The organism is Microbacterium sp. Yaish 1 (assembly GCF_002245215.1).
Taxonomy (GTDB): domain Bacteria; phylum Actinomycetota; class Actinomycetes; order Actinomycetales; family Microbacteriaceae; genus Microbacterium.
In genome coordinates this window covers 1,829,270-1,848,615 of sequence record NZ_NPMR01000001.1, presented here as the reverse complement: position 1 = coordinate 1,848,615, position 19,346 = coordinate 1,829,270, and the positions used below count along the sequence as shown (strand labels likewise).

General features: G+C 72.2%; 20 protein-coding genes and 1 riboswitch. Of the genes, 6 read left to right on the top strand and 14 right to left on the bottom strand.

Going from position 1 to position 19,346, the window contains the following annotated elements; translation table 11 throughout:
- Positions 1–8: 8 nt before the first annotated feature.
- Genes CI089_RS08780 through CI089_RS08770 form a run of 3 tightly spaced genes read right to left on the bottom strand, consistent with a single transcriptional unit; the run spans position 9 to position 2,403 of the window.
- Positions 9–851, bottom strand: coding sequence for an SDR family oxidoreductase (locus CI089_RS08780; protein WP_094261107.1), 843 nt, complete (start codon positions 849–851; stop codon positions 9–11).
- Positions 848–1,645 carry an enoyl-CoA hydratase/isomerase family protein gene (locus CI089_RS08775; RefSeq protein ID WP_094261106.1) on the bottom strand — a complete coding sequence of 266 codons (798 nt, stop codon included), beginning with the start codon at positions 1,643–1,645 and terminating at the stop codon, positions 848–850. Before CI089_RS08775 ends, CI089_RS08780 begins: the two co-directional genes overlap by 4 nt.
- The gene (locus tag CI089_RS08770; protein WP_094261105.1) at positions 1,642–2,403 is read right to left on the bottom strand and encodes an SDR family NAD(P)-dependent oxidoreductase; all 762 of its coding nucleotides are present in this window, start codon (positions 2,401–2,403) and stop codon (positions 1,642–1,644) included. The genes CI089_RS08775 and CI089_RS08770 overlap by 4 nt, the downstream gene beginning before the upstream one ends.
- Positions 2,404–2,549: 146 nt before the next feature.
- Here CI089_RS08770 and CI089_RS08765 point away from each other — a divergent pair, with 146 nt between their 5' ends.
- On the top strand, positions 2,550–3,287 hold the full coding sequence (locus CI089_RS08765) for an aminoglycoside 3'-phosphotransferase (RefSeq protein WP_094261104.1): 738 nt from the start codon (positions 2,550–2,552) through the stop codon (positions 3,285–3,287).
- Complete coding sequence (locus tag CI089_RS08760) at positions 3,272–3,781, top strand: GNAT family N-acetyltransferase (protein ID WP_094261103.1); 510 nt, start codon at positions 3,272–3,274, stop codon at positions 3,779–3,781. The genes CI089_RS08765 and CI089_RS08760 overlap by 16 nt, the downstream gene beginning before the upstream one ends.
- A 9-nt stretch (positions 3,782–3,790) precedes the next feature.
- Here CI089_RS08760 and glpK read toward each other — a convergent pair whose 3' ends face one another.
- The 3 genes from glpK to CI089_RS08745 all read right to left on the bottom strand — a co-directional run bounded on the left by glpK (position 3,791) and on the right by CI089_RS08745 (position 7,927).
- On the bottom strand, positions 3,791–5,305 hold the full coding sequence (gene glpK, locus CI089_RS08755; RefSeq protein ID WP_094261102.1) for a glycerol kinase GlpK: 1,515 nt from the start codon (positions 5,303–5,305) through the stop codon (positions 3,791–3,793).
- 46 nt (positions 5,306–5,351) lie between these two features.
- Entirely contained in the window at positions 5,352–6,104 is a 753-nt protein-coding gene (locus CI089_RS08750) for an MIP/aquaporin family protein (RefSeq protein WP_094261101.1), read from the bottom strand.
- Between the two features lie 104 nt (positions 6,105–6,208).
- Positions 6,209–7,927 carry a glycerol-3-phosphate dehydrogenase/oxidase gene (locus tag CI089_RS08745; RefSeq protein WP_094261100.1) on the bottom strand — a complete coding sequence of 573 codons (1,719 nt, stop codon included), beginning with the start codon at positions 7,925–7,927 and terminating at the stop codon, positions 6,209–6,211.
- Between the two features lie 121 nt (positions 7,928–8,048).
- Here CI089_RS08745 and CI089_RS08740 point away from each other — a divergent pair, with 121 nt between their 5' ends.
- Positions 8,049–9,029: a sugar-binding transcriptional regulator gene (locus CI089_RS08740; protein WP_094261323.1), complete on the top strand. Its 981-nt coding sequence runs from the start codon at positions 8,049–8,051 to the stop codon at positions 9,027–9,029.
- A gap of 25 nt (positions 9,030–9,054) precedes the next feature.
- Here the strand turns inward: CI089_RS08740 and CI089_RS08735 are convergent, their stop codons facing one another.
- The 3 genes from CI089_RS08735 to CI089_RS08725 form a co-directional block, all read right to left on the bottom strand.
- Positions 9,055–9,846 (bottom strand): energy-coupling factor transporter transmembrane component T family protein, encoded by a 792-nt coding sequence (locus CI089_RS08735; RefSeq protein ID WP_094261099.1) that lies wholly within the window; start codon positions 9,844–9,846, stop codon positions 9,055–9,057.
- Positions 9,843–11,375: an ABC transporter ATP-binding protein gene (locus tag CI089_RS08730; RefSeq protein ID WP_441338597.1), complete on the bottom strand. Its 1,533-nt coding sequence runs from the start codon at positions 11,373–11,375 to the stop codon at positions 9,843–9,845. Before CI089_RS08730 ends, CI089_RS08735 begins: the two co-directional genes overlap by 4 nt.
- Positions 11,376–11,377: 2 nt before the next feature.
- Positions 11,378–12,013 carry an ECF transporter S component gene (locus CI089_RS08725; protein ID WP_094261098.1) on the bottom strand — a complete coding sequence of 212 codons (636 nt, stop codon included), beginning with the start codon at positions 12,011–12,013 and terminating at the stop codon, positions 11,378–11,380.
- Positions 12,008–12,117, bottom strand: a riboswitch (TPP riboswitch). Its footprint overlaps the gene before it by 6 nt.
- A gap of 37 nt (positions 12,118–12,154) precedes the next feature.
- On the opposite strand from CI089_RS08725, the gene CI089_RS08720 reads away from it, so the two are divergent.
- Positions 12,155–13,507, top strand: coding sequence for a D-alanyl-D-alanine carboxypeptidase (locus tag CI089_RS08720; RefSeq protein WP_179223276.1), 1,353 nt, complete (start codon positions 12,155–12,157; stop codon positions 13,505–13,507).
- Here CI089_RS08720 and CI089_RS08715 read toward each other — a convergent pair.
- The 3 genes from CI089_RS08715 to CI089_RS08705 form a co-directional block, all read right to left on the bottom strand.
- The gene (locus tag CI089_RS08715) at positions 13,470–14,138 is read right to left on the bottom strand and encodes a class I SAM-dependent DNA methyltransferase (protein WP_143738958.1); all 669 of its coding nucleotides are present in this window, start codon (positions 14,136–14,138) and stop codon (positions 13,470–13,472) included. The two genes, CI089_RS08720 and CI089_RS08715, sit on opposite strands and share 38 nt — an antisense overlap.
- Positions 14,138–15,061 carry a DnaJ domain-containing protein gene (locus CI089_RS08710; protein WP_094261095.1) on the bottom strand — a complete coding sequence of 308 codons (924 nt, stop codon included), beginning with the start codon at positions 15,059–15,061 and terminating at the stop codon, positions 14,138–14,140. The genes CI089_RS08715 and CI089_RS08710 overlap by 1 nt, the downstream gene beginning before the upstream one ends.
- A 65-nt stretch (positions 15,062–15,126) precedes the next feature.
- Positions 15,127–16,197: an enoyl-CoA hydratase/isomerase family protein gene (locus CI089_RS08705; RefSeq protein ID WP_094261094.1), complete on the bottom strand. Its 1,071-nt coding sequence runs from the start codon at positions 16,195–16,197 to the stop codon at positions 15,127–15,129.
- Positions 16,198–16,283: 86 nt separating this feature from the next.
- On the opposite strand from CI089_RS08705, the gene CI089_RS08700 reads away from it, so the two are divergent.
- Complete coding sequence (locus CI089_RS08700; RefSeq protein WP_094261093.1) at positions 16,284–17,216, top strand: ATP-binding cassette domain-containing protein; 933 nt, start codon at positions 16,284–16,286, stop codon at positions 17,214–17,216.
- The gene (locus tag CI089_RS08695; protein WP_094261092.1) at positions 17,213–18,034 is read left to right on the top strand and encodes an ABC transporter permease subunit; all 822 of its coding nucleotides are present in this window, start codon (positions 17,213–17,215) and stop codon (positions 18,032–18,034) included. Before CI089_RS08700 ends, CI089_RS08695 begins: the two co-directional genes overlap by 4 nt.
- Here the strand turns inward: CI089_RS08695 and CI089_RS08690 are convergent.
- Both CI089_RS08690 and CI089_RS08685 read right to left on the bottom strand, forming a co-directional pair.
- Positions 18,001–18,420 (bottom strand): hypothetical protein, encoded by a 420-nt coding sequence (locus CI089_RS08690; protein ID WP_094261091.1) that lies wholly within the window; start codon positions 18,418–18,420, stop codon positions 18,001–18,003. The two genes, CI089_RS08695 and CI089_RS08690, sit on opposite strands and share 34 nt — an antisense overlap.
- 70 nt (positions 18,421–18,490) lie before the next feature.
- Entirely contained in the window at positions 18,491–19,291 is an 801-nt protein-coding gene (locus CI089_RS08685) for a uroporphyrinogen-III synthase (protein WP_094261090.1), read from the bottom strand.
- Between the last annotated feature and the right edge of the window lie 55 nt (positions 19,292–19,346).

Sequence of the window (19,346 nt, the reverse complement as noted above, 5' to 3'; positions counted from 1 at the left end):
GCGCCGTCTCAGTCGAGGAAGACGTCGGGGAACAGCTCGCTGTCCGGCGTGCCGGGCACCGCCGCGTAGCCCGAGAAGTCGGTCACGCCCGACGCCTCGAGCACGTCCTCGACGATGAGCGTCTGGCCCGTGTACTCGCGCGCGGGCTGGACGAGCACCTCGTAGGCGGCATCCGCGTAGATCTCCGGCGTGCGGCTCGCGGCCATCATCCGGTCGCCGCCGAGGGAGTACTGCACCGCCGCCGTCGCGATCGTCGTCCGGGGCCAGAGCGTGTTCGCGGCGATCCCGTCGCCGGCGAACTCCGCGGCGATCCCGAGGGTCGCCATCGTCATGCCGTACTTCGCGAGCGTGTAGCCGGTGTGCGCGCCGAGCCACTTCGGCGAGAGGTTGAGCGGGGGCGACAGCGACAGGATGTGCGGGTTCGCGGCGTCGCGCAGCACGGGGATCGCGGCCCGCGACAGCAGGAACGTCCCGCGCACGTTGACAGCCTGCATCAGATCGAACCGCTTCGTGCCCAGCTCCAGGGTGCCCGACAGGTCGATCGCCGAGGCGTTGTTCACCACGATGTCGATGCCGCCGAACTCGCCCTGCGTCTTCAGCACGGCCTCGGTGATGGAGTCCTCGTCCCGCACGTCGCCGACGATCGGCAGCGCCTGGCCTCCCGCCGCGACGATCTCGGCGGCGGCGGTGTGCACGGTGCCCTCGAGCTTCGGATGCGGCTGATCCGTCTTGGCGAGCAGCGCGATGTTCGCGCCGTCGCGCGCGGCTCGGAGGGCGATGGCCAGGCCGATGCCGCGGCTTCCGCCCGACATCAGCAGCGTCTTGCCCGCCAGGGGCTTCGCGTCGGTCATCGGTTCTCCTCGGTTCGGGTGCGGCGAGCGGATGCGGCGGCGAACGCGTCGATGCGAACACGCGCCTCGGGGGTGTCGAAGCGCGTTCCGATCGTCCGCGCCTCGTCGTCGAGGTTCTCGGCGAGGGTGCGCCCGGCGCCCTCGCGGACGAGGCGCTTGGCCTGCCCGAACGCGGTCGTCGCGCCGTCCAGCCAGGATCCGGCGAGCTCCTGGGCGCGAGCTGCCGGATCGTCGACGACCTCGGCGATGAGCCCCCAGTCGAGCGCGGTCGCGGCGTCGAGCGCCGTGTCGTGGAGCAGCAGCTGCAGGGCCCGCCGCTGGCCGATCGCGGCAGGGAGCAGGGTCGACACACCCAGGTCGGGAGTGAGCCCGATGTTCGCGTACTTGCTGACGAAGACCGCCGACGGCGATGCGACGATGTAGTCGGCGACCAGCATGATGCCGAGCCCTCCCCCGGCGACCGCCCCCTGGACGGCGGCGACGATCGGCACCGCCGCGGTGGTCAGCGACGTGATGCCGTCGTGGATCACGCGGGCCGTCTCGGTGACCGCCGTGCCGCCCATCCCGGAGGTCGACATCGACACGACGTCGCCGCCAGCGCAGAAGGCGCGGCCCGCGGCATCCAGGATGACGGCCCCGATCGACGCGTCTGCCGCGACCTCGGCGGCGACCTCGCGCCAGCGGGCGGCCATCTCGGCGTCGACGGCGTTGAGGGAGGCCGGACGGTTCAGCGTGATGCGCGCGAGCGCGCCCTCGCGCCGCAGCAGGACGGTGTCGGATGCGGTGTCGGTCATCGTGGTGCCATTCTGATCGCGCCGTCGAGACGGATCGTCTCGCCGTTGAGGTAGTCGTTGTCGACGATGTGGGCGGCGAGCGCGGCGAACTCCTCCGGCGCACCCAGCCGCTGCGGGTACGGCACCTGCTCACCGAGCGAGCGCTGCGCGGCATCCGGCAGCCCGGCCATCATGGGCGTCTGCATGATCCCGGGGGCGATGGTGCAGACGCGGATGCCGTAGCGCGAGAGTTCCCGCGCGATCGGCAGGGTCATCGCGTGCACCGCTCCCTTCGACGCGGCGTAGGCCGGCTGCCCGATCTGGCCCTCGAAGGCGGCGACGGAGGCCGTGTTGACGATGACGCCGCGAGCGCCGGTCTCGGTCGGCTCGGTCCGAGCGATCGCGGCCGAGGCCTGGGCCACGACGTTGTAGGTGCCGACGAGGTTGATGCGGATGACGCGCTCGAAGTCCGGCAGCGGGGTGGGGTGCCCTTCTCGGTCGAGCACCTTGGCGGGCGGCGCGATCCCGGCGCAGTTGACGACGATCCGCAGTGGCGCGGTGCGGCCGGCCGTCTCGACGGCGGCGGCGACCTCGTCCGGATCCGTGACGTCGGCGGGGACGAACCGCCCGCCGAGCTCGGCGGCGACCTCACTGCCCGGCGACCCCGGCAGGTCGACGATCGTGATGTGCGCGCCGTCGGCGGCGAGGCGCCGCGCCGTGGCCGCGCCGAGTCCGCCGGCGCCGCCCGTGATGAGGGCGGAGACTCCCGCGATCTGCATGTGTTCTCCTTCGAACTCGCCCTTCCACCCTAGAACGCCCGGGGCCGGCTACGGCACCGCGCCCGGCGGCAGCGGATGTCGGGGCACGCTGCAGGGATGCGGCGGGTGAGACCGAGCGGGGCGGGACGGGCGGGCAGGATGGGCCTGTGACCCTGCTGCCGCCGGATGCCCCGGTCCCGCCGGACTTCTCCGCCCGGCTGCGACGGCTCACGCGCAGCGCGAGAGCGACGCCGCTGTGGCGCAACGCGATCGGGGGCCTCACGTTCCGCACCGACGACGGCCGCGTCGTCAAGATCGGTCCGCGGAACCTCGAGACGTCCATGCGCGCCGAATCGGAGCGCCTGCGATGGGCCGGGCGGTTCACGCCGGTGCCCGAGGTCGTCGAGACCGGTGAGGACGGCGACACCGAGTGGCTCGTGACCCGGGCACTGCCGGGCCGGTCGGCGGTCGATCCCCGCTGGGTCGCGGATCCCGCCACCGCCGTGCGCGCCGTCGGCGAGGGGCTCCGCGCCCTCCACGACGCCCTGCCCGTCGCCGGCTGCCCGTTCGACTGGGGCGTCGAGCACCGGCTGCGCACCGCAGCGGCCCGGGGCATCGCCGTGCCGGCATCCCTCCGCGAGCCGCCTGAGCCCGACCTCCTCGTCGTCTGCCACGGCGACGCCTGCTGCCCGAACACCCTCGTCGACGACGACGGACGGTGGCTCGCGCACGTCGACCTGGGGGCCCTCGGCGTCGCCGACCGGTGGGCCGACATCGCCGTCGCCGCGATGAGCACCGAGTGGAACTACGGTCCCGGCTGGGAGGACGCGCTCATCGCCGCATACGGGGTGCGTCCCGACCCGGAGCGGCTGGCCTACTATCGGTCGCTGTGGAACGAGACCTGACCTGGCGGATCATCGACGCCCCCTACGACGATCCCCGCGCCCGTGATCTGCGCCGACAGCTCGACGATGACCTCGGCGCTCGCTACGACGGCTTCCACGGCGACGAGCCCGAGGAGCGACGCCGCGCCCGCGCTCGCGCGCTCGCGACGCACCCCGACGAGATCGTCGCGACGCTGATCGCCCTCGTCGCCGAAACCGGCGCGGACGAGGCCCCCGCGGGGCACGTCATCCTGCGCCGGCTCGGCGACGAGTGGGAGATCAAGCGGCTCATCGTGGTGCCCGCGTTCCGCGGGCTCGGCATCGCGCGCGGACTCATGTCGGTGGCGCTCGAGGCCGCACGCGCGGACGGCGCCGAGCGCGTGATCCTCCAGACCGGCCTCCAGCAGCCCGAGTCCCTCGCGCTCTACACGTCGATGGGGTTCAGCCGCATCCCCGTCTACGAGCCCTACGTCGAGACGATGCCGCGCTCGGTCTGCTTCGCGCTCCCGCTCTGACGCCGGGCGTCACCGGACGTCGTCGTCGACCCAGTCCATCGACTTCGTCACGGCCTTCTTCCACAGCCGCAGCTGGCGCTCCCGCTCCGGGGCGTCGTCGTTCGGCGTCCAGCGCTTGTCCTCCTGCCAGTTGGCCCGCAGCTCGTCGAGGTCGCTCCAGAACCCGACCGCGAGACCCGCGGCGTAGGCGGCGCCGAGCGCGGTCGTCTCGGCGACGACCGGCCGCACGACGGGGACGCCCAGGATGTCGGCCTGGAACTGCATCAGCGTGTCGTTGGCGATCATGCCGCCGTCGACCTTCAGCTCAGCCAGGTCCACGCCGGAGTCGGCGTTGACGGCATCCAGCACTTCGCGCGTCTGGAAGGCCGTCGCTTCGAGCGCCGCCCGCGAGAGGTGCCCGCGGTTCGCGTAGCGCGTGAGCCCGACGATCGCGCCGCGGGCATCCGGCCGCCAGTACGGCGCGTACAGGCCCGAGAACGCGGGCACGAAGTACACGCCGCCGTTGTCCTCGACCGACAGCGCGAGCTTCTCGACCTCGGGCGCCGTCGAGATGATGCCGAGCTGGTCGCGCAGCCACTGGATGAGCGACCCCGTGACGGCGATCGATCCCTCGAGCGCGTAGTGGGTGGGGCCGTCGCCGAGCTTGTAGCCGATCGTCGTGAGCAGACCGTTCTCGGATCGCACGATCTCGGTTCCGGTCTGGAAGATCAGGAAGTTGCCGGTGCCGTAGGTGTTCTTGCTCTCGCCGGCGTCGAAGGCCGCCTGCCCGAAGGTCGCCGCCTGCTGATCGCCGAGGATGCCGGCCACCGGCGTCTCGCGCAGCAGCGACGTTTCACGGGCCTCGCCGTAGACCTCGCTGGAGGAACGGATCTCGGGCATCATCGAGCGCGGCACCCCGAAGTCGGCGAGGATGTCGTCGCGCCATTCGAGGGTCTCGAGGTCCATGAAGAGCGTGCGCGAGGCGTTGGTGACATCGGTCGCGTGGATGCCGCCCGACGGGCCGCCGGTGAGGTTCCACAGCACCCAGGTGTCGGTGGTGCCGAAGATGAGGTCACCGGCCTCGGCCTTCTCGCGCGCACCCTCGACGTTCTCGAGGATCCAGACGATCTTGGTGCCCGAGAAGTAGGTCGCCAGCGGCAGGCCGACGATGTCCTTGTATCGCTCGACGCCCGCGTCACCGGCGAGCCGGTTGACGATCGGCTGCGTCCGCGTGTCCTGCCACACGATGGCGTTGTAGACGGGGATGCCGGTGTTCTTGTCCCAGACGACGGCGGTCTCGCGCTGGTTGGTGATGCCGATCGCGGCGATGTCGTGGCGAGTGAGGTTGGCGCGGCCGAGGGCGATGCCGATGACCTCGCGCATGTTGTCGCGGATCTCGATCGGGTCGTGCTCGACCCAGCCCGCCCGCGGCATGATCTGCTCATGCTCCTTCTGCCCGACGGAGATGATCGAGCCCTTCTTGTCGAAGATGATCGCGCGGCTCGAGGTCGTGCCCTGGTCGAGGGCGATGATGTAGTCGGTCATGATGTGACGTCCTTGTCTTTTCGCGTTGTCGGTTCGGTGGAGGGGGTCAGGCGAGGCCGAGCAGGGCGCCGGCAGCGAGTGCCGCGAGCGTACCGCCGATGAGGGGTCCGACGACGGGAACCCACGCGTACGACCAGTCGCTCGAGCTCTTGCCCTTGATGGGCAGCACGGCGTGCGCGATGCGCGGACCGAGATCACGGGCGGGGTTGATCGCGTAGCCGGTGGGGCCGCCGAGCGAGGCGCCGATGCCGACCACGAGGAGGGCGACCGGCACCGCGGTGAGGGGTCCGAGCGACCCCGGCGTGCCGATCTCGATGTCGCCGTAATCGGCGAACCCGAAGATGACGAACACGAGCACGAAGGTCGCGATGATCTCGGTGACGAGGTTCCAGCCGTAGGCGCGGATGCCGGGGCCCGTCGAGAAGACGCCGAGCTTGTTGGCCGGGTCGGGCTCGGCGTCGAAGTGGTCGTGGTACGCGAGCCAGCAGAGCACGGCGCCCAGGAAGGCGCCGACGAACTGGGCGGCGATCGCGACGAGGAACTGGACGAACTCGATCTTCCCGCCCACCAGGAGCCCGATCGACACCGCCGGGTTCAGCTGGGCGCCGGAGTACGACGACACCAGCACACCGGCGAACACCGCCAGGCCCCAGCCCCAGTTGATCATGAGCGTCCCGCCGCCGAGGCCTTTCGACTTGGCGAGGATGACGTTGGCGACCACGCCACCGCCGAGCAGGAGCAGCATCGCCGTTCCCACGAGCTCCGACACGAAGTAGAGCCCGAGATTGATGTCGTGCATGTCAGCGTCGACCTTTCTGCAGAATCATCGCGCGGCGGCGTCGCCGTGCGAGAGGGCGGCCCGAGGGTGATCCGGCGTCGGGCCTCGCCGGGTCTGTGAGCGCGTCAGGCGGGGAGAGGCGCGAGGCGCGACGTGCGGACGTCGATGCGGTGGGCCTGTTCGAGAGCCTGCGCGGCCTCCTCGACCTGAGCGCGGACGGTCTCCGCGTCCCAGCCGAGCACCGGAGCGGCCGCCTCGGCGACCTCCGAGAGGGTCTCCATCGAGACACCGCCGACGAAGGCGATCGAGGTGCGGCGCAGCAGCAGGTCCATGAGCGTGACCACCTCTTCGCGCTCGGCGAGGAAGGCGATCTCCTCGACCGAGTAGCCGGGGGCGTGCTCGAGCTCCTGCTGAGCGACCGGGAGCGCGGCGAGCACCTCCTGCGCGTAAGTGCCGTAGCGCTCGAGCATGCGGTCGGCGAACTCGGCCGAGTGCGCACCGCGGTGGGCCTCGATCCAGCGCCGACGCTGAGCGACGCTGCGCGGGTACCCGGCGCCGCCGCCGATCGCGAGGTCGGTGGTCGCAACGCGGCGCGGACGCCGCATCAGCTCGAGGACGTCGGTGGCGAGGTGCTCGGCGAGAGCGCGGAAGGTCGTCCACTTCCCGCCGACGAGGCTGAGGACGGGCACGTCGCCGAGACGGTCCTTCTCGATGCGGTAGTCACGGGAGACGAATCCCGGAGCGAGGTCGTCGTGCCGCGGGAGGGGACGGATGCCGGAGAACGTGTAGACGATCTGCGAGCGGTCGACGGCGATGTCGGGGAAGACCTGGCCGATCAGATCGAAGAAGTAGTCGATCTCATCGTCGGTGCAGACCGTGGGGCGGCTCGGGTCGGCGTCGATGTCGGTCGTCCCGACCATGACCCGGCCCTTGAGCGGGTAGATGAGGACGATGCGGCCGTCCGCGGCCTCGAAGAAGATCTCGTTGCCGCCGGTCGCCTCGAGCAGCGAGGTGTTGTCGAGGACGATGTGCGACCCCTTCGTGCCGCCCATGAAGCGCGTGGGAGTGCCGAGCGCGGTGTTGGTCAGGTCGGTCCAGGGCCCGCTGGTGTTCACGACGACGTCGGCCGTGAACGGGAACTCCTCTCCCGTGACGTCGTCGCGGATGATCACCGACGATCCGTCGGCGCCCACGACCGGAGCGTAGTTCGCCGCGCGGGCGGAGTCCTCGCGTGCGCCGTCGCGCAGGACGTCGAGCGCGAGACGCTCGGGGTCGTGCATCGAGGCGTCGTAGTACGTCGCGGTGTAGCGGAACCGCTCGTCGAGCTCGGAGAACTGCGTCCGCGAGCTGCGGCGGCCGCGGAACCGGTGACGAGGCACCGATCCCCCGTCGCGCGAGAAAGTGTCGTACATGATCAGACCGACCTTGATCAGCAGTGCGCCGCGCTCGCGCGGCTTGCCGCGGCCGTGCGTCACGAGCAGCCGGAACGGGGCGGCGAGGATGCCGGAGAAGGTGCGGTGGATCGGGATCGTCGTCGGCAACGGCTTGACGAAGTGGGGCGCGTTGCGCACGAGGCGGTTGCGCTCGGTCACCGACTCCTTCACGAGACGGAACTCGCCGTTCTCGAGGTAGCGCACACCGCCGTGGATCATGTGGCTCGACGCGGACGATGCGCCGCTGACGTAGTCGCCGCGCTCGACGAGGGCCACGTCGACCCCCTGGAGGGCGAGGTCGCGGAACGTCGCGATCCCGTTGATGCCTCCGCCGATGACGAGGACCTCGGCATGGGGGCGCTCGCGCAGGGCTCGGATGTTCGCTCGGGTGGTCGGCGTCGACTCGGTCATACTGCATCCTTTTCCACGGCTGTCCCGATCTACACTGGGGTTCACCGCACGAATGCGCAACGGTCATGCACGAACGTGCACCGGCGCCGCGGCGATGCACGAATGTGCAGGACGGATGACGATGAGCGCGGATGCCGAGGCCGAGGCACGCACACGGGACGCGCTGCGCGCGGCGCAGCTGTACTACGTCCAGGACCGCACGATGGATCAGATCGCGTCCGAGATGGCGCTCTCGCGCTCGTCCGTGTCGCGCCTGCTCGCTCACGCTCGCGACATCGGACTCGTCGAGATCACGGTGCACTCGCCGCACGAGGCGAACTCCGTGGTGGCCCGGCGCCTGTCCGAGCGCTTCGGCATCTCGGTTCACGTCGTCAGCACGCCCCCGCGCACGAACGACGCCGAACGGCTCGAGCGCACAGCGCGCACGGCGGCGCACGTCCTGTCGTCGACCCTCGACCCCGACGCCAGCATCGGCATCGCGTGGGGAGCCACGGTGTCGGCGATCGCCCGCCATCTACCGACCAAGCGGCTGCACGACTCGCAGATCGTCCAGATGAACGGCGCGGCCAACGAGTCGACGTCGGGGATCTCGTACTCCGGCGCGATCCTCGAGCGGTTCGGGCAGGCGTTCGGCACCGACGTGCAGCAGTTCCCGGTGCCCGCGCTGTTCGACGACCCGCTGACCAAGCAGCTGCTGTGGCGCGAACGGTCGATCCGGCGCGTCCTCGACGCGCAGTCGCGCGTTCAGGTGTTCGTCTTCGGGCTCGGCTCGCCTCACGCCGACGTCCCGTCGCACGTCTACGCCGGCGGCTACCTCACCGGCGAGGACCTGCGCTCGCTGCTGCGCGACGGCGTCGTCGGCGACTGCGCGACGGTGTTCTACCGCATCGACGGCTCGGCGACCGGCATCGAGCTCAACGCCCGCTCGAGCGGCCCGTCGCTCGAAGCGATCCGCCGCATCCCCCGTCGCCTGTGCGCGGTGTCGAGCCTCACCAAGCTCGACGCGCTGCGCGGCGCGCTCGCGGCGGGACTGATCACCGAGCTCGTCGTGGAGGAGGCGCTCGCTCGGCGGCTGGCGGAGACGACGGTCGGAGCGGCCTGACGCCCCATCTCAGGACGGGCCGATCTCAGGACGGCCCGAAGATCGGGTGGAACGCGCCCACCGCGACCGACACCGCGACCGCCGTGACCGAGATCACGAGCCCGCCCGCCATGACCGCGACATCGGATGCCGCGAGCCGCGACTCCCGCGCCCACGTGCGGCGCGCGGGCGCACCGAAGGCCCGCGCCTCCATCGCCGTCGCGAGGGCGGAACCGCGCCGGATGGCGAGCACGAGCAGCGCGAACGCCATCCCCAGAGCGCGCCGCAGCCGTCCGGCGTCGGCCACCCCGCGCGCCCGTCGCGCGAGTGCGAGGGCGCGCCAGTCCTCCGCGAGCAGGCCGAGCATCCGCATCCCCGCGAGTCCCCCGATGACGAATCGCGCCGGAAGGCGCAGGATCTGGGCCAGCCCGTCGGCGAGGTCGGTCGGGTCGACCGTGATGAACAGCACGACGGCCGGCAGCCCGATCGCCAGGACGCGGAGCGCGGCCGCGAGTCCGAGCGCGAGAGATCCTTCGCTGACGTGGACGAACGCCCAGGCGAAGACCTCGGCTCCGCTCCGTTCCCCGTAGAGCGAGATCGTGACCGCGGCCGCGGGTGCGGCGATCCACAGCGGCAGCGTCCGCATCCAGAATCGGCGCCAGCCGACGCCCGATGCGAGCAGGAGCGGCAGCTCGAGGAGCAGAGCCACGCCGGCCGAGACCGGGTCGATCGTGATGACCAGGGGCAGCGCGATGAGGAGCGCAGCCAGCAGCTTCGCCACGGGGTTGAGCGCCGCGACCCCGCGACGGACGGCCGCGGGCTGCGCGACGGCCGTCATGCGCCGACTCCCGCGGACGCCGCCAGCGCGAACCGGCGTGCCGAGAGGGCGTCGAGCACGGCGTCGTCGTGCGTGATCGCGACGACCCCGCGCGGGCCGCGATCGTCGATTCCGTCGCGGAGGGCGGCGATGATCGCGACCAGCTCAGACCAGGTGCGCGCATCCTGACCGTAGGTCGGCTCGTCGAGGACCACCACCCGGGGACGCGCCGCCAGCATCGCGGCGACGGTGAGACGGCGCTTCTCGCCGCCCGACAGCGTGTACGGGTTGGCCCCGGCGAGCGCGGCGAGCCGGAGCCGCTCGAGCAGCTCGTCGACGCGCGCCGCGATCTCGGCGTCCTCGAGCCCGAGAGCGCGCGGCCCGACCTCGAGCTCGTCGCGGACCGACGAGCGCAAAATCTGGTGCTCCGGCTCTTGCAACACGGTGCCGATCCGCGTCAGCAGCGCCGTCGAGGTCCACGCCGCGGGGTCCGCGGGGTCCGCGCGGTCGCGTCGCCGAGAGCGGCGGACGAGAGCCGCGCCCGCCGCGAGCTCGTCCGCCGCGCGCACGGCGCCGCCCTGCCCGGGGAGCAGCCCCGCGAGCGTGAGCCCGAGGGTCGACTTGCCGGCGCCGTTGGGCCCCACGACGCCGAGCACCTCACCGGCGCGCAGGTCGAGGTCGAGGGGGCCCGCGACCGGCACGCCAACCGTGCGCCCGACGACGAGGCGGTCGGCCGACAGCAGCGCGTCACCGGGCGAGGTCGCCGGCCGCGGCGGGAGGACCGGACGGATGCCGGGCACCCACACCCCCGCGGCCGCCAGCTCCGCGCCCCGTTCGGTCAGCACCGTCCGCGGGTCGCCGTCCGCGACGACGCCGCCGCCGGGTGCGAGGACGATGACCCGGTCGACGAGCGGGAGCCACGCGTCGATCCGATGCTCGATCACGACGAGGGTGGCCCCCGTGGCGTCGAGCGCGCGGGCGACGGCGTCCCGCACATCGATCACACCGGCCGGATCGAGGTTCGCCGTGGGCTCGTCGAGCAGCACCGCGCCCGGCTGCATCGCGACGACGCCCGCGAGCGCGAGGCGCTGCTTCTGCCCTCCCGACAGCGCGGCGGTCGACCGGTCGAGCGGGACGTCGAGCCCGACGGCATCCAGAGCAGCGCGCACGCGGCGCCAGATCTCGTCGCGCGGCACGGCGAGGTTCTCGCATCCGAAGGCGACGTCGTCGCCCACCCGCGCGAGGATCGTCTGACTGTCGGGGTCTTGGAGGACCAGCCCCACGCGGCCCCGGGCGTCCGCCGCCGGTTGACCGTCGACGAGGAGCGCACCCTCCTGTTCGCCCTCGTCCGCTCCCCCGAGCACACCGGCGAGGCCCTGCAGCAGCGTCGACTTGCCCGATCCCGATGCTCCGAGCAGCAGCACCCGCTCGCCGGCGTCGATCCGGAACGTCATCTCGCGCGCGGCCCACGCGCGACGTGTGGCATAGCGCCACCCCCAGCCGCGGGCTTCGAGCGTCGCGGGCCGCGCCGCGCCGGCGTCCTCGCCCACCGTCAGACGCGGGCGGTGGCTTCGCGCCCGGCCGCGAACCTGCTGAGGGCACCCGTCCGTGCCAGGGCACGGGTGATGAGCCACCCGCCGAGGCCGGCGATGACCGCGCCCGAGATCGTCGTCGAGGCGATGTAGACCGACGTGAACAGGGTGTCGGCACCGGGGTACCAGAGGACACGGTCGTTGATGCCGCCCGCGAGGCCCGCCCCGGCACCCGCGAGGAGCGCGACCGGAAGACGCCACGACGCGTAGAGGAAGACGAGGAAGATCAGTTCGGCGCCGAGTCCCTGCACGAGGCCGGAGACGATCGTGAGCGGACCCCACTGGTTGCCGACGAGCGCCGAGATCACCGCTGCGAGGAGCTCGGCGTAGAGCGCCGCGCCGGGCTTGCGGATGATGAGGCCACCGAGAACTCCGGCGATGAGCCAGGGCCCTGCGAGCAGCCCCTGCAGGCCCGGGAGCAACGGCGTCAGCGCGGCGGACGGCCCCTGGTAGGCGACGTTCCACAGCAGGAACACCGCGGCGCAGGCGACGCCGATGACGCTCGCGATGACGATGTCGACGACGCGCCAGCGGAAGCGGCCGGGCGTGCGCCCGGTGCGACGATCGGACTCGGTGGTGGACGCAGCAGCGTGCATTCTCTCTCTCCTCCCTGCGCCGGCATGATCCGGATCAGGTTCGACGGTCGAAGCGTGGATCGCTTCCTCTCAGCCCGGCTCACCGGACTCCCGTGGTTGTCGATGAAGTATATCGGCGCACGCGCGTTGTACGTTGGGCGGGTGACCTCTCCCGCCCCGCGCGTCGCCCTCGCGTGGCTCGACGACGACGCCGTCGCCAGCGGGAACGGCCGTCGCGACGCCGCCGCCTCGGCGGGCCCGTACACGCTCGCGCACGCCGAGCTGCTCACCGAGCCGCCGCGACGCTCGGCCGCACCGGCCGTGCTCTCGACGCTGGGAATCGCCGTGCTCACCGTGGGCGGATACACGGCGGCGACGCTGCTGTGGCCCCTGGACGCCGTCGCGCCCGCCATCCTGCCGGCCGCCCTCTCGGCGCCGGCCGCTCCCGTCGCGCAGCCCGCGTGGCCGGCCGAGGGCGCCGGGGCCACGGCCGTCGGCGGGTTCGCAGCAGTGTCGGCATCATCCGGCGAGCCGGAGTCGATCGCGAGCATCACGAAACTCGTCACCGCCCTCGTCGTGCTCGACCGGATGCCGCTCGCCGACGGCGAGCAGGGCCCGGAGTTCGCGTTCACCTCCGCCGACCGCCGGGAGTACCGCGCCTACCTCGCCGACGACCAGTCGGCGCTCGACGTCCCGGTCGACGGCGTCCTCACGCAGTACCAGCTGCTGCAGGGCGTGCTGATCGGCTCGGCGAACAACTACGCCGACCGCCTCGTGTCCGAGCTCTGGCCCGACGAGGACGCCTACGTCGAGGCGGCGAACGCTTGGTTGCAGGCGCACGAGCTGGGCGGTGTCACCGTCGTCGATTCGAGCGGTATCGATCCGGAGAACACGGCGTCACCGGCATCCGTCATCGCCCTCGCGGAGACCGCGATGTCGAACCCCGTCATCTCGGGCATCGTCGCGCAGCGCTCGGTCGAGCTGCCGGGCGCCGGGTTCGTGGAGAACACCAACGCCCTGCTCGCCGACCCCGCGGTCGTCGGCGTCAAGACGGGCAGCCTGTTCGGTTCGTACAACCTCGTCGCCGCGAAGGACACCGACGTCGACGGTGTCAACGTCCGCGTGTACGCGACCGCCCTCGATCAGCCCGACGACGAGACCCGTCACTCCGCGACGGCCGCGCTGCTCGATCGCACGATCAGCGAGATCGCGGCCTCACCGGCCCTTCCCGCGGGAACCGTCGCGGGCACCGCGACCACCGCGTGGGGCGCGACCGCCGAGATCGTCACCGAGTCCGACGTCCGTGTCGCGCTCTGGAACACGCAGTCGTCTCAGGCCGCCGCGAACGTCGAGCTCGGCGATTCGCGCGACGCCGGCGACACCGCGGGCGAGCTGACGCTCACCGGCCCGCTGGGCTCGGCGACGACGACCCTGCGCCTGACCTCGGACATCCCCGACCCGGACGTCTGGTGGCGCCTCAGCCACCCGCTGCAGCTGTGGGGCCTCGCGGACTGACCTCGCGACGCGCGAGCACAAACCCCTGCGCATGGCGCTCTCCATCCCGTGCCGACCGCTCGAACGCTTCGAGCACAGTGAATCCGTGAGCGACGAGCTCCGCCGCGACATCCTGCGGATCGTGCAGGACTGCATCCAGGGCGACGTCGTGACCGTAGGCACGCTCGATTCGCCGCGTTCCCCTGCCGCTCTGAAACCCGAGGAGGACGAGTCCGCCGGCCGTCGTGACGCGCGCGGTCTCGTCGGCGATTGCGGCGAGCTCGTCGGCGTTCGCGTGGATCACGGAATACCAGGCGAGCACCCCGGCGACAGATCCGTCAGCCAGCGGAAGTTCCGCGAGGTCCGCCAGGTACAGATCGGCGAACGAACAGTCCGCCCGAGCCTCCTCGATCATCCGGGGCGAGAGGTCGACGCCCACGAGACGCAGGTCCGGGCGGCGGTCGCGCATCTCTCGCAGCATCCGCCCCGACCCGCACCCGGCATCGAGCACGCGCGCGGCGTGCGGTAGCTGGGCGAGGAAGCGCTCGAGCACCGCGAGATCCGCCGGGGCTTCGAACGACGCGTCCGGCAACAGGGCTGCGTAGGCGGCAGCGACCGTGTCGTAAGCCGCGCGCAGCGATTCTCGCAACATCACACGAAGCGCACCGTCTGCTGCAGGCGGGTGCGGACGTCGAACAGCTCGTTGCCGCCGATCTCGCGCGCACCGGCGACGCCCCGGCGCAGCACGGTGGCGAGCGCGGAGCGGCCGACCACGGCGATGGCGAGCCCGCGCACGCGTCCGAGCTCCTCGAGGGCCTGCACGACGTCGTCGTCGGGGAGGACGACGATCGCGCCGCTGAACTTCACCCGAGCCGCGCGGCTGAGCGCGCGCGTCCGGTGCACGAGCGTCGCGATCGGCGAGTCGACGCACTCGCCGATCAACTCGCCCCGCCGGGTGCGCACGGGGGTGCCGAAGTCCTCGGACAGGACGGCGTAGAGCCCCGAGGGCCCGAGCACGACGTGGTCGAGCTTCGCCTCGGGATCCCGCGGATCGGCGGCGACGTCGTGCCAGACGGTGTAGCCCATACCGAGGTCTGCGACGACCCGGGCGGTCGCCTCCTCGGCGAGCGCATCGGCCAGCAACCGCCTGATCTCGTGAGGCGCGGTGCGGACGAGGGCGGGGTCGTAGGGGTCCTCGACCGGTGCGCCACGTCCGACCCACTCCCGGATGAGGGTCAAGTAGCGCTCGCGACGCCAGCCGCCCGGCTGACCGAACGACCGCGCCCGCGGGCGCGTGTCGGCGGGGCGCTGCGGCGGCCGCCACGTCGGGGCATCGGGCGAGAACGTCGGCGCGTCGGCGAAACCGTGACCGCGGTCGTACGCGGCGCGGGCGGCGGCCGTGCCGACGAGATCCCACGCGCGCTGCACCTGCACGAACTTCACGGCATCGCCGCCGGTGTCGGGGTGCGTCTGCCGCAGCCGGAGGCGGTAGGCGCGGCGAAGCTCCTCGTCGTCGACGTCGGGCGCGACCCCGAGCACGTCGTATGCCGACGCGGACAGCGGACTGTCGAACACGAACCCTCCCTCGTGCGGCGCAGCCCCGGGACGGCGCGGAAGCACAGCATCCCGAGACTATTACCTCAGTCAGTCCAGAGGGCGGGTGCCGGCTCGAACGCGAACGCCTGCGCCACGACATCCGGGGCGAGATCGGCACGGGATGCCGGCGACCACGACGGCGTCCCGTCCTTGTCGACGAGCCGGGCGCGAATGCCTTCGACGAGGTCGGGCTGCGTCGTGGCGAACCAGAGCACGAGACCGTACTCCTGCGCCAGGACGTTTCGGAGCTCGTTCCGCTCGCGCGCCGCGCGGACGGCCGCGAGCGTCACGGCGAGAGCGGTCGGCGGCAGGGTCGCGAGCAGCTCGGCCGTCGCTCGCGCGTCCGGCTCGGGGCGCTCTCGCAACCGGTCGATGATCTCGGCGACGGAGTCGGCGGCGAAGGCGTCGTCGATCCAGGGCCGGGCGGCCTCGAGGCGAGCGGGCCCGGCGGTCTCGTCGAACAGGAGGACGAGCTCGGTCGCGGTCTGCGGGTCGGCGCGGCTGACGAGGGCGTCGCGCAGATCGTCGAGCCGCTCGGACGGGACGAGGTGATCGGCGAACCCGGCGTAGATCGCGTCGGCGGCATCCATCGATTCGCCGGTCAGCGCGAGGTACTCACCCACGCGTCCCGGCGCGCGGGCGAGCAGCAGGCTGCCGCCGACGTCGGGGGTGAACCCGATGCGGACTTCGGGCATCGCGAGGCGCGACCGCTCGGTCACCACGCGCACCGCCGCGTGGCCGGCGAGCCCGATGCCGCCTCCCATCGTGACGCCGTCGGCGAAGACGACGACGGGCTTCGGATACGAGGCGATCCGCGCGTTGAGCGCATACTCGGCACGGAAGAAGTGGGCCGTCTCAGCCACATCGCCCGCGACGATCTGGTCGTAGAGTCCGCGGACGTCGCCGCCGGCGCACAGCCCGCGCTCGCCTGCGCCATCGAGCAGCACGGCATCGACACCCGGGTCGTGCTCCCACTCGTCGAGCGCGGCGGCGAGGCTCTCGATCATGCCGAGGTCGAGGGCGTTGATGGCTCGCGGGCGGTCGAGCGTGAGGTGTCCGAGCGCACGATCGACACGGGCCCGGACACGCGAATCGGATGCTGCGGCGTCGGTCACCCTCGCCACGCTACCGCCCGGAGTTCGCGGTGAACGCGGCGTGTCGGGCAGGATGGGAGCCGAACCACCCGGCGAGAGGGGGCGCGATGGCGGACGGACAGGTGCTGGAGTTCAGCGACGTGGCCAAACGTTTCGGCCCCGTCGCGGCGGTCGACGGTCTCACGGCGCGGGTCGAACCCGGCGCGGTCACCGGCTTCCTCGGACCCAACGGCGCCGGCAAGACCACGACGCTGCGCATGCTCCTGGGGCTCATCGCCCCGACGTCGGGCTCCGCCACGATCGGCGGCCAGCGCTACCGCGATCTGAAGCACCCGCTGCAGACCGTCGGCGCCGTCCTCGAGTCCTCGAGCTTCCACCCCGGCCGCTCCGCCGCGGCGCACCTGCGGGTCTACGCTCACGCCGCCGGGATCCCCGCCGCGCGCGTCGACGACACCCTCGGCATCGTCGGTCTCGGCGACGTCGCCGGGCGGAAGGTGGGCGGGTTCTCGCTCGGGATGCGGCAGCGCCTCGGCCTCGCCTACGCCCTGCTCGGCGACCCGGGCGTCCTGGTCCTCGACGAGCCGACGAACGGACTCGACCCCGAGGGCATCCGCTGGATCCGCCGATTCCTCCGCGACCTCGCGGCCGAGGGCCGCACCGTGCTGGTCTCGTCGCACCTGCTCGCCGAGGTGCAGCAGTCCGTCGACTCGCTCATGATCATCACGCGCGGGCGTCTCGTCTACCAGGGCGGCATCGAGCACGTCGTGCCGCAGGACGAGATCGCGACCGTCGTCGACGCCGAGGACCGTGAAGCGCTCCGCCGCGCCATCTCGGCCGCCGGCTTCGAGAGCGACGAACGTCGTACCGGCCTCGCCGTGCGCGGGGCCGACGCCCCGACGGTCGGACGCATCGCCGCCGACGCCGGCATCGCCCTGACCGCGCTGCAACGCAAGGGGCCGGCGTTCGAGGAGGTCTTCCTCGAACTGGTGAGCGGCGCGCGCGTCCACCCGTCGGCCGCGACCGGGGAGGAGACGCGATGAACCTCGTGAACGCGACCCGATCGGAGTTGACGAAGCAGTTCTCCACCTCGGTCTGGTGGGTGCTCCTGATCGTCCTCGTCCTGTACATCGGCGGAACGGCCGGCGGCATGGCCGCTGTCTTCGCGGCCGGCGAGAACGGTTCCCTTCCCGGCACCACATCGTTGCCGACCGGGCTCGGTGAGCGACTGCCGAGCCTCATCTACGGACTCGCGACCGCGATGGGATACGTCTTCCCGCTCGTGGTGGGCTCGCTGCTCGTGACCGGCGAGTACCGCCACAAGACCCTGACGCCGACCTTCCTGGCCACGCCCCGGCGCGGCGTCGCGCTGGCGGCCAAGATGATCGCCGGCATCGTCATGGGCCTCGTCTTCGGCGTCGCCGCGGTCGGGTCGACGGTCGCCGCGGGCGGCGGGATGCTGGCCCTGTTCGGCGTCGACCCGCAGCTCGGCCGTCCCGAGACCTGGGCGTTCCTCGGACGGATGCTGCTCGCCCTCGTGCTCTGGGTGCTCGTGGGCATCGCGCTCGGCACCCTGATCCGCAACCAGATCGCCGCCGTCGTCGGAATCCTCGCCTTCACCCAGTTCGTCGAGCCGATCGCCCGCGTGGGGGCGAGCATGGTCGACGGGCTGGCCGACGTCGTGCGCTTCCTCCCGGGCGCCGCCTCGGATGCGCTCGCGGGCGACAGCATCTACGCCGCCATGGGCGGCAGCGCCGGCCAGCCGCTGGAATGGTGGGCGGGCGGGCTCGTGCTCGCGGCCTACGCGGTCGTGTTCGCCGTGATCGGCTACGCCGTGTCGTGGCGGCGCGACGTCGCCTGATCGACCAGATCCGCGACGTCTGCGGGCTCGTCCTCGACCTCGAGGCGCAGGGCACGCACGAGCGCGACCCCGTGCCGCGTCGTCAGGATCAGCCGCTGGAACTCGTGGTCGCCCTCGAGATCGACCACGACCGACGGCCGGCGACGCCGGACGAGCACGAAATCGGTGCCACCGGCCGACTCGAAGGAACCCGCCGCGATGACCGCGGGCACCAGGAGCCCCGGACGCGGCACCCCGCGCAGCCACGACCAGGCGTCATCCGTCAGCTGCACGCGCGCGATGTTCTCCCGTGACACCAGGACATTCCGCTGACGGAATGCCGCTGCGCGCTCGGTCACCGACAGCACGACTTCGAGCTGAGCGGAGTCGAGCAGAAGCGTCACCATGCATCTCAGTCTGCCAGTCGGACGCTCACGAAATGCTCACAGACCGGCAACGATCGCGACCGCGATCACGTCACGGCGCGGGGGCGTCGGATGCCGGCGCCGGCTGGCGCGCGATCGCGTCGATGAGCGACGAGATCGTCGTCTCGGCCGCGACCACATCGACGGCGAGACCGAGCTTGCGTGCGTCGCGCGCCGTGCGGGGGCCGATCGCCGCGATCAGGGTCGAGGCGGGGAGGTCGGGGAACTGCTCGCTGACCTGCTCGGCGACGGAGCCGCTCGTCACGAGCACGGCGTTGATGCGCCCGCTCGCGACATCGGCGGCGATGCGCTCGGTCACCGGGACGCCGACGGTCCGGTACGCCACGACGCTGCGGACGTCGTGGCCCGCTTCGACGAGCATCCGGGTCAGGACCGGTTTGGCGACCTCGCTGCGCAGCGCGAGGACGCGCGTGGGCTCGGGCTCGATGGCGAGGATCTGCTCGGCCAGGCCCGCCGCAGAATCGTCTTCGTCCGGCACGAGATCGACGCGGTAGCCCACGGCGGTCAGCGCGGCGGCCGTGGTCTCGCCGACCGCGGCGACGCGCGTGTGCGCCGGGATCTCCGCCCGGTAGGCGTAGAGGACGTCGACGGTCGTCGCGCTCGTCAGAGTGATCCAGTCGAAAGCCCCCGCCGCGAGCTCGGCGAGCGCCCCCTCGAGATCGGCGACATCCGTCGTGGGCGCGAAGTTGACGAGCGGCGCGATGACCGGCGTGGCACCGTGCGAACGCAGGAGAGCCGCGACCTGGTCTCCCCAGGGGCCTCCGCGCGGCACGAGCACACGCCACCCCCGGAGGGGCTTCTGCGGCTCTGCGGGGCCGGGCTCGACATGCATATGGTGGCTCTCGTGAGGCGCGACCGCCCCCGGAAGAGCGGCCGACGCACGTTCC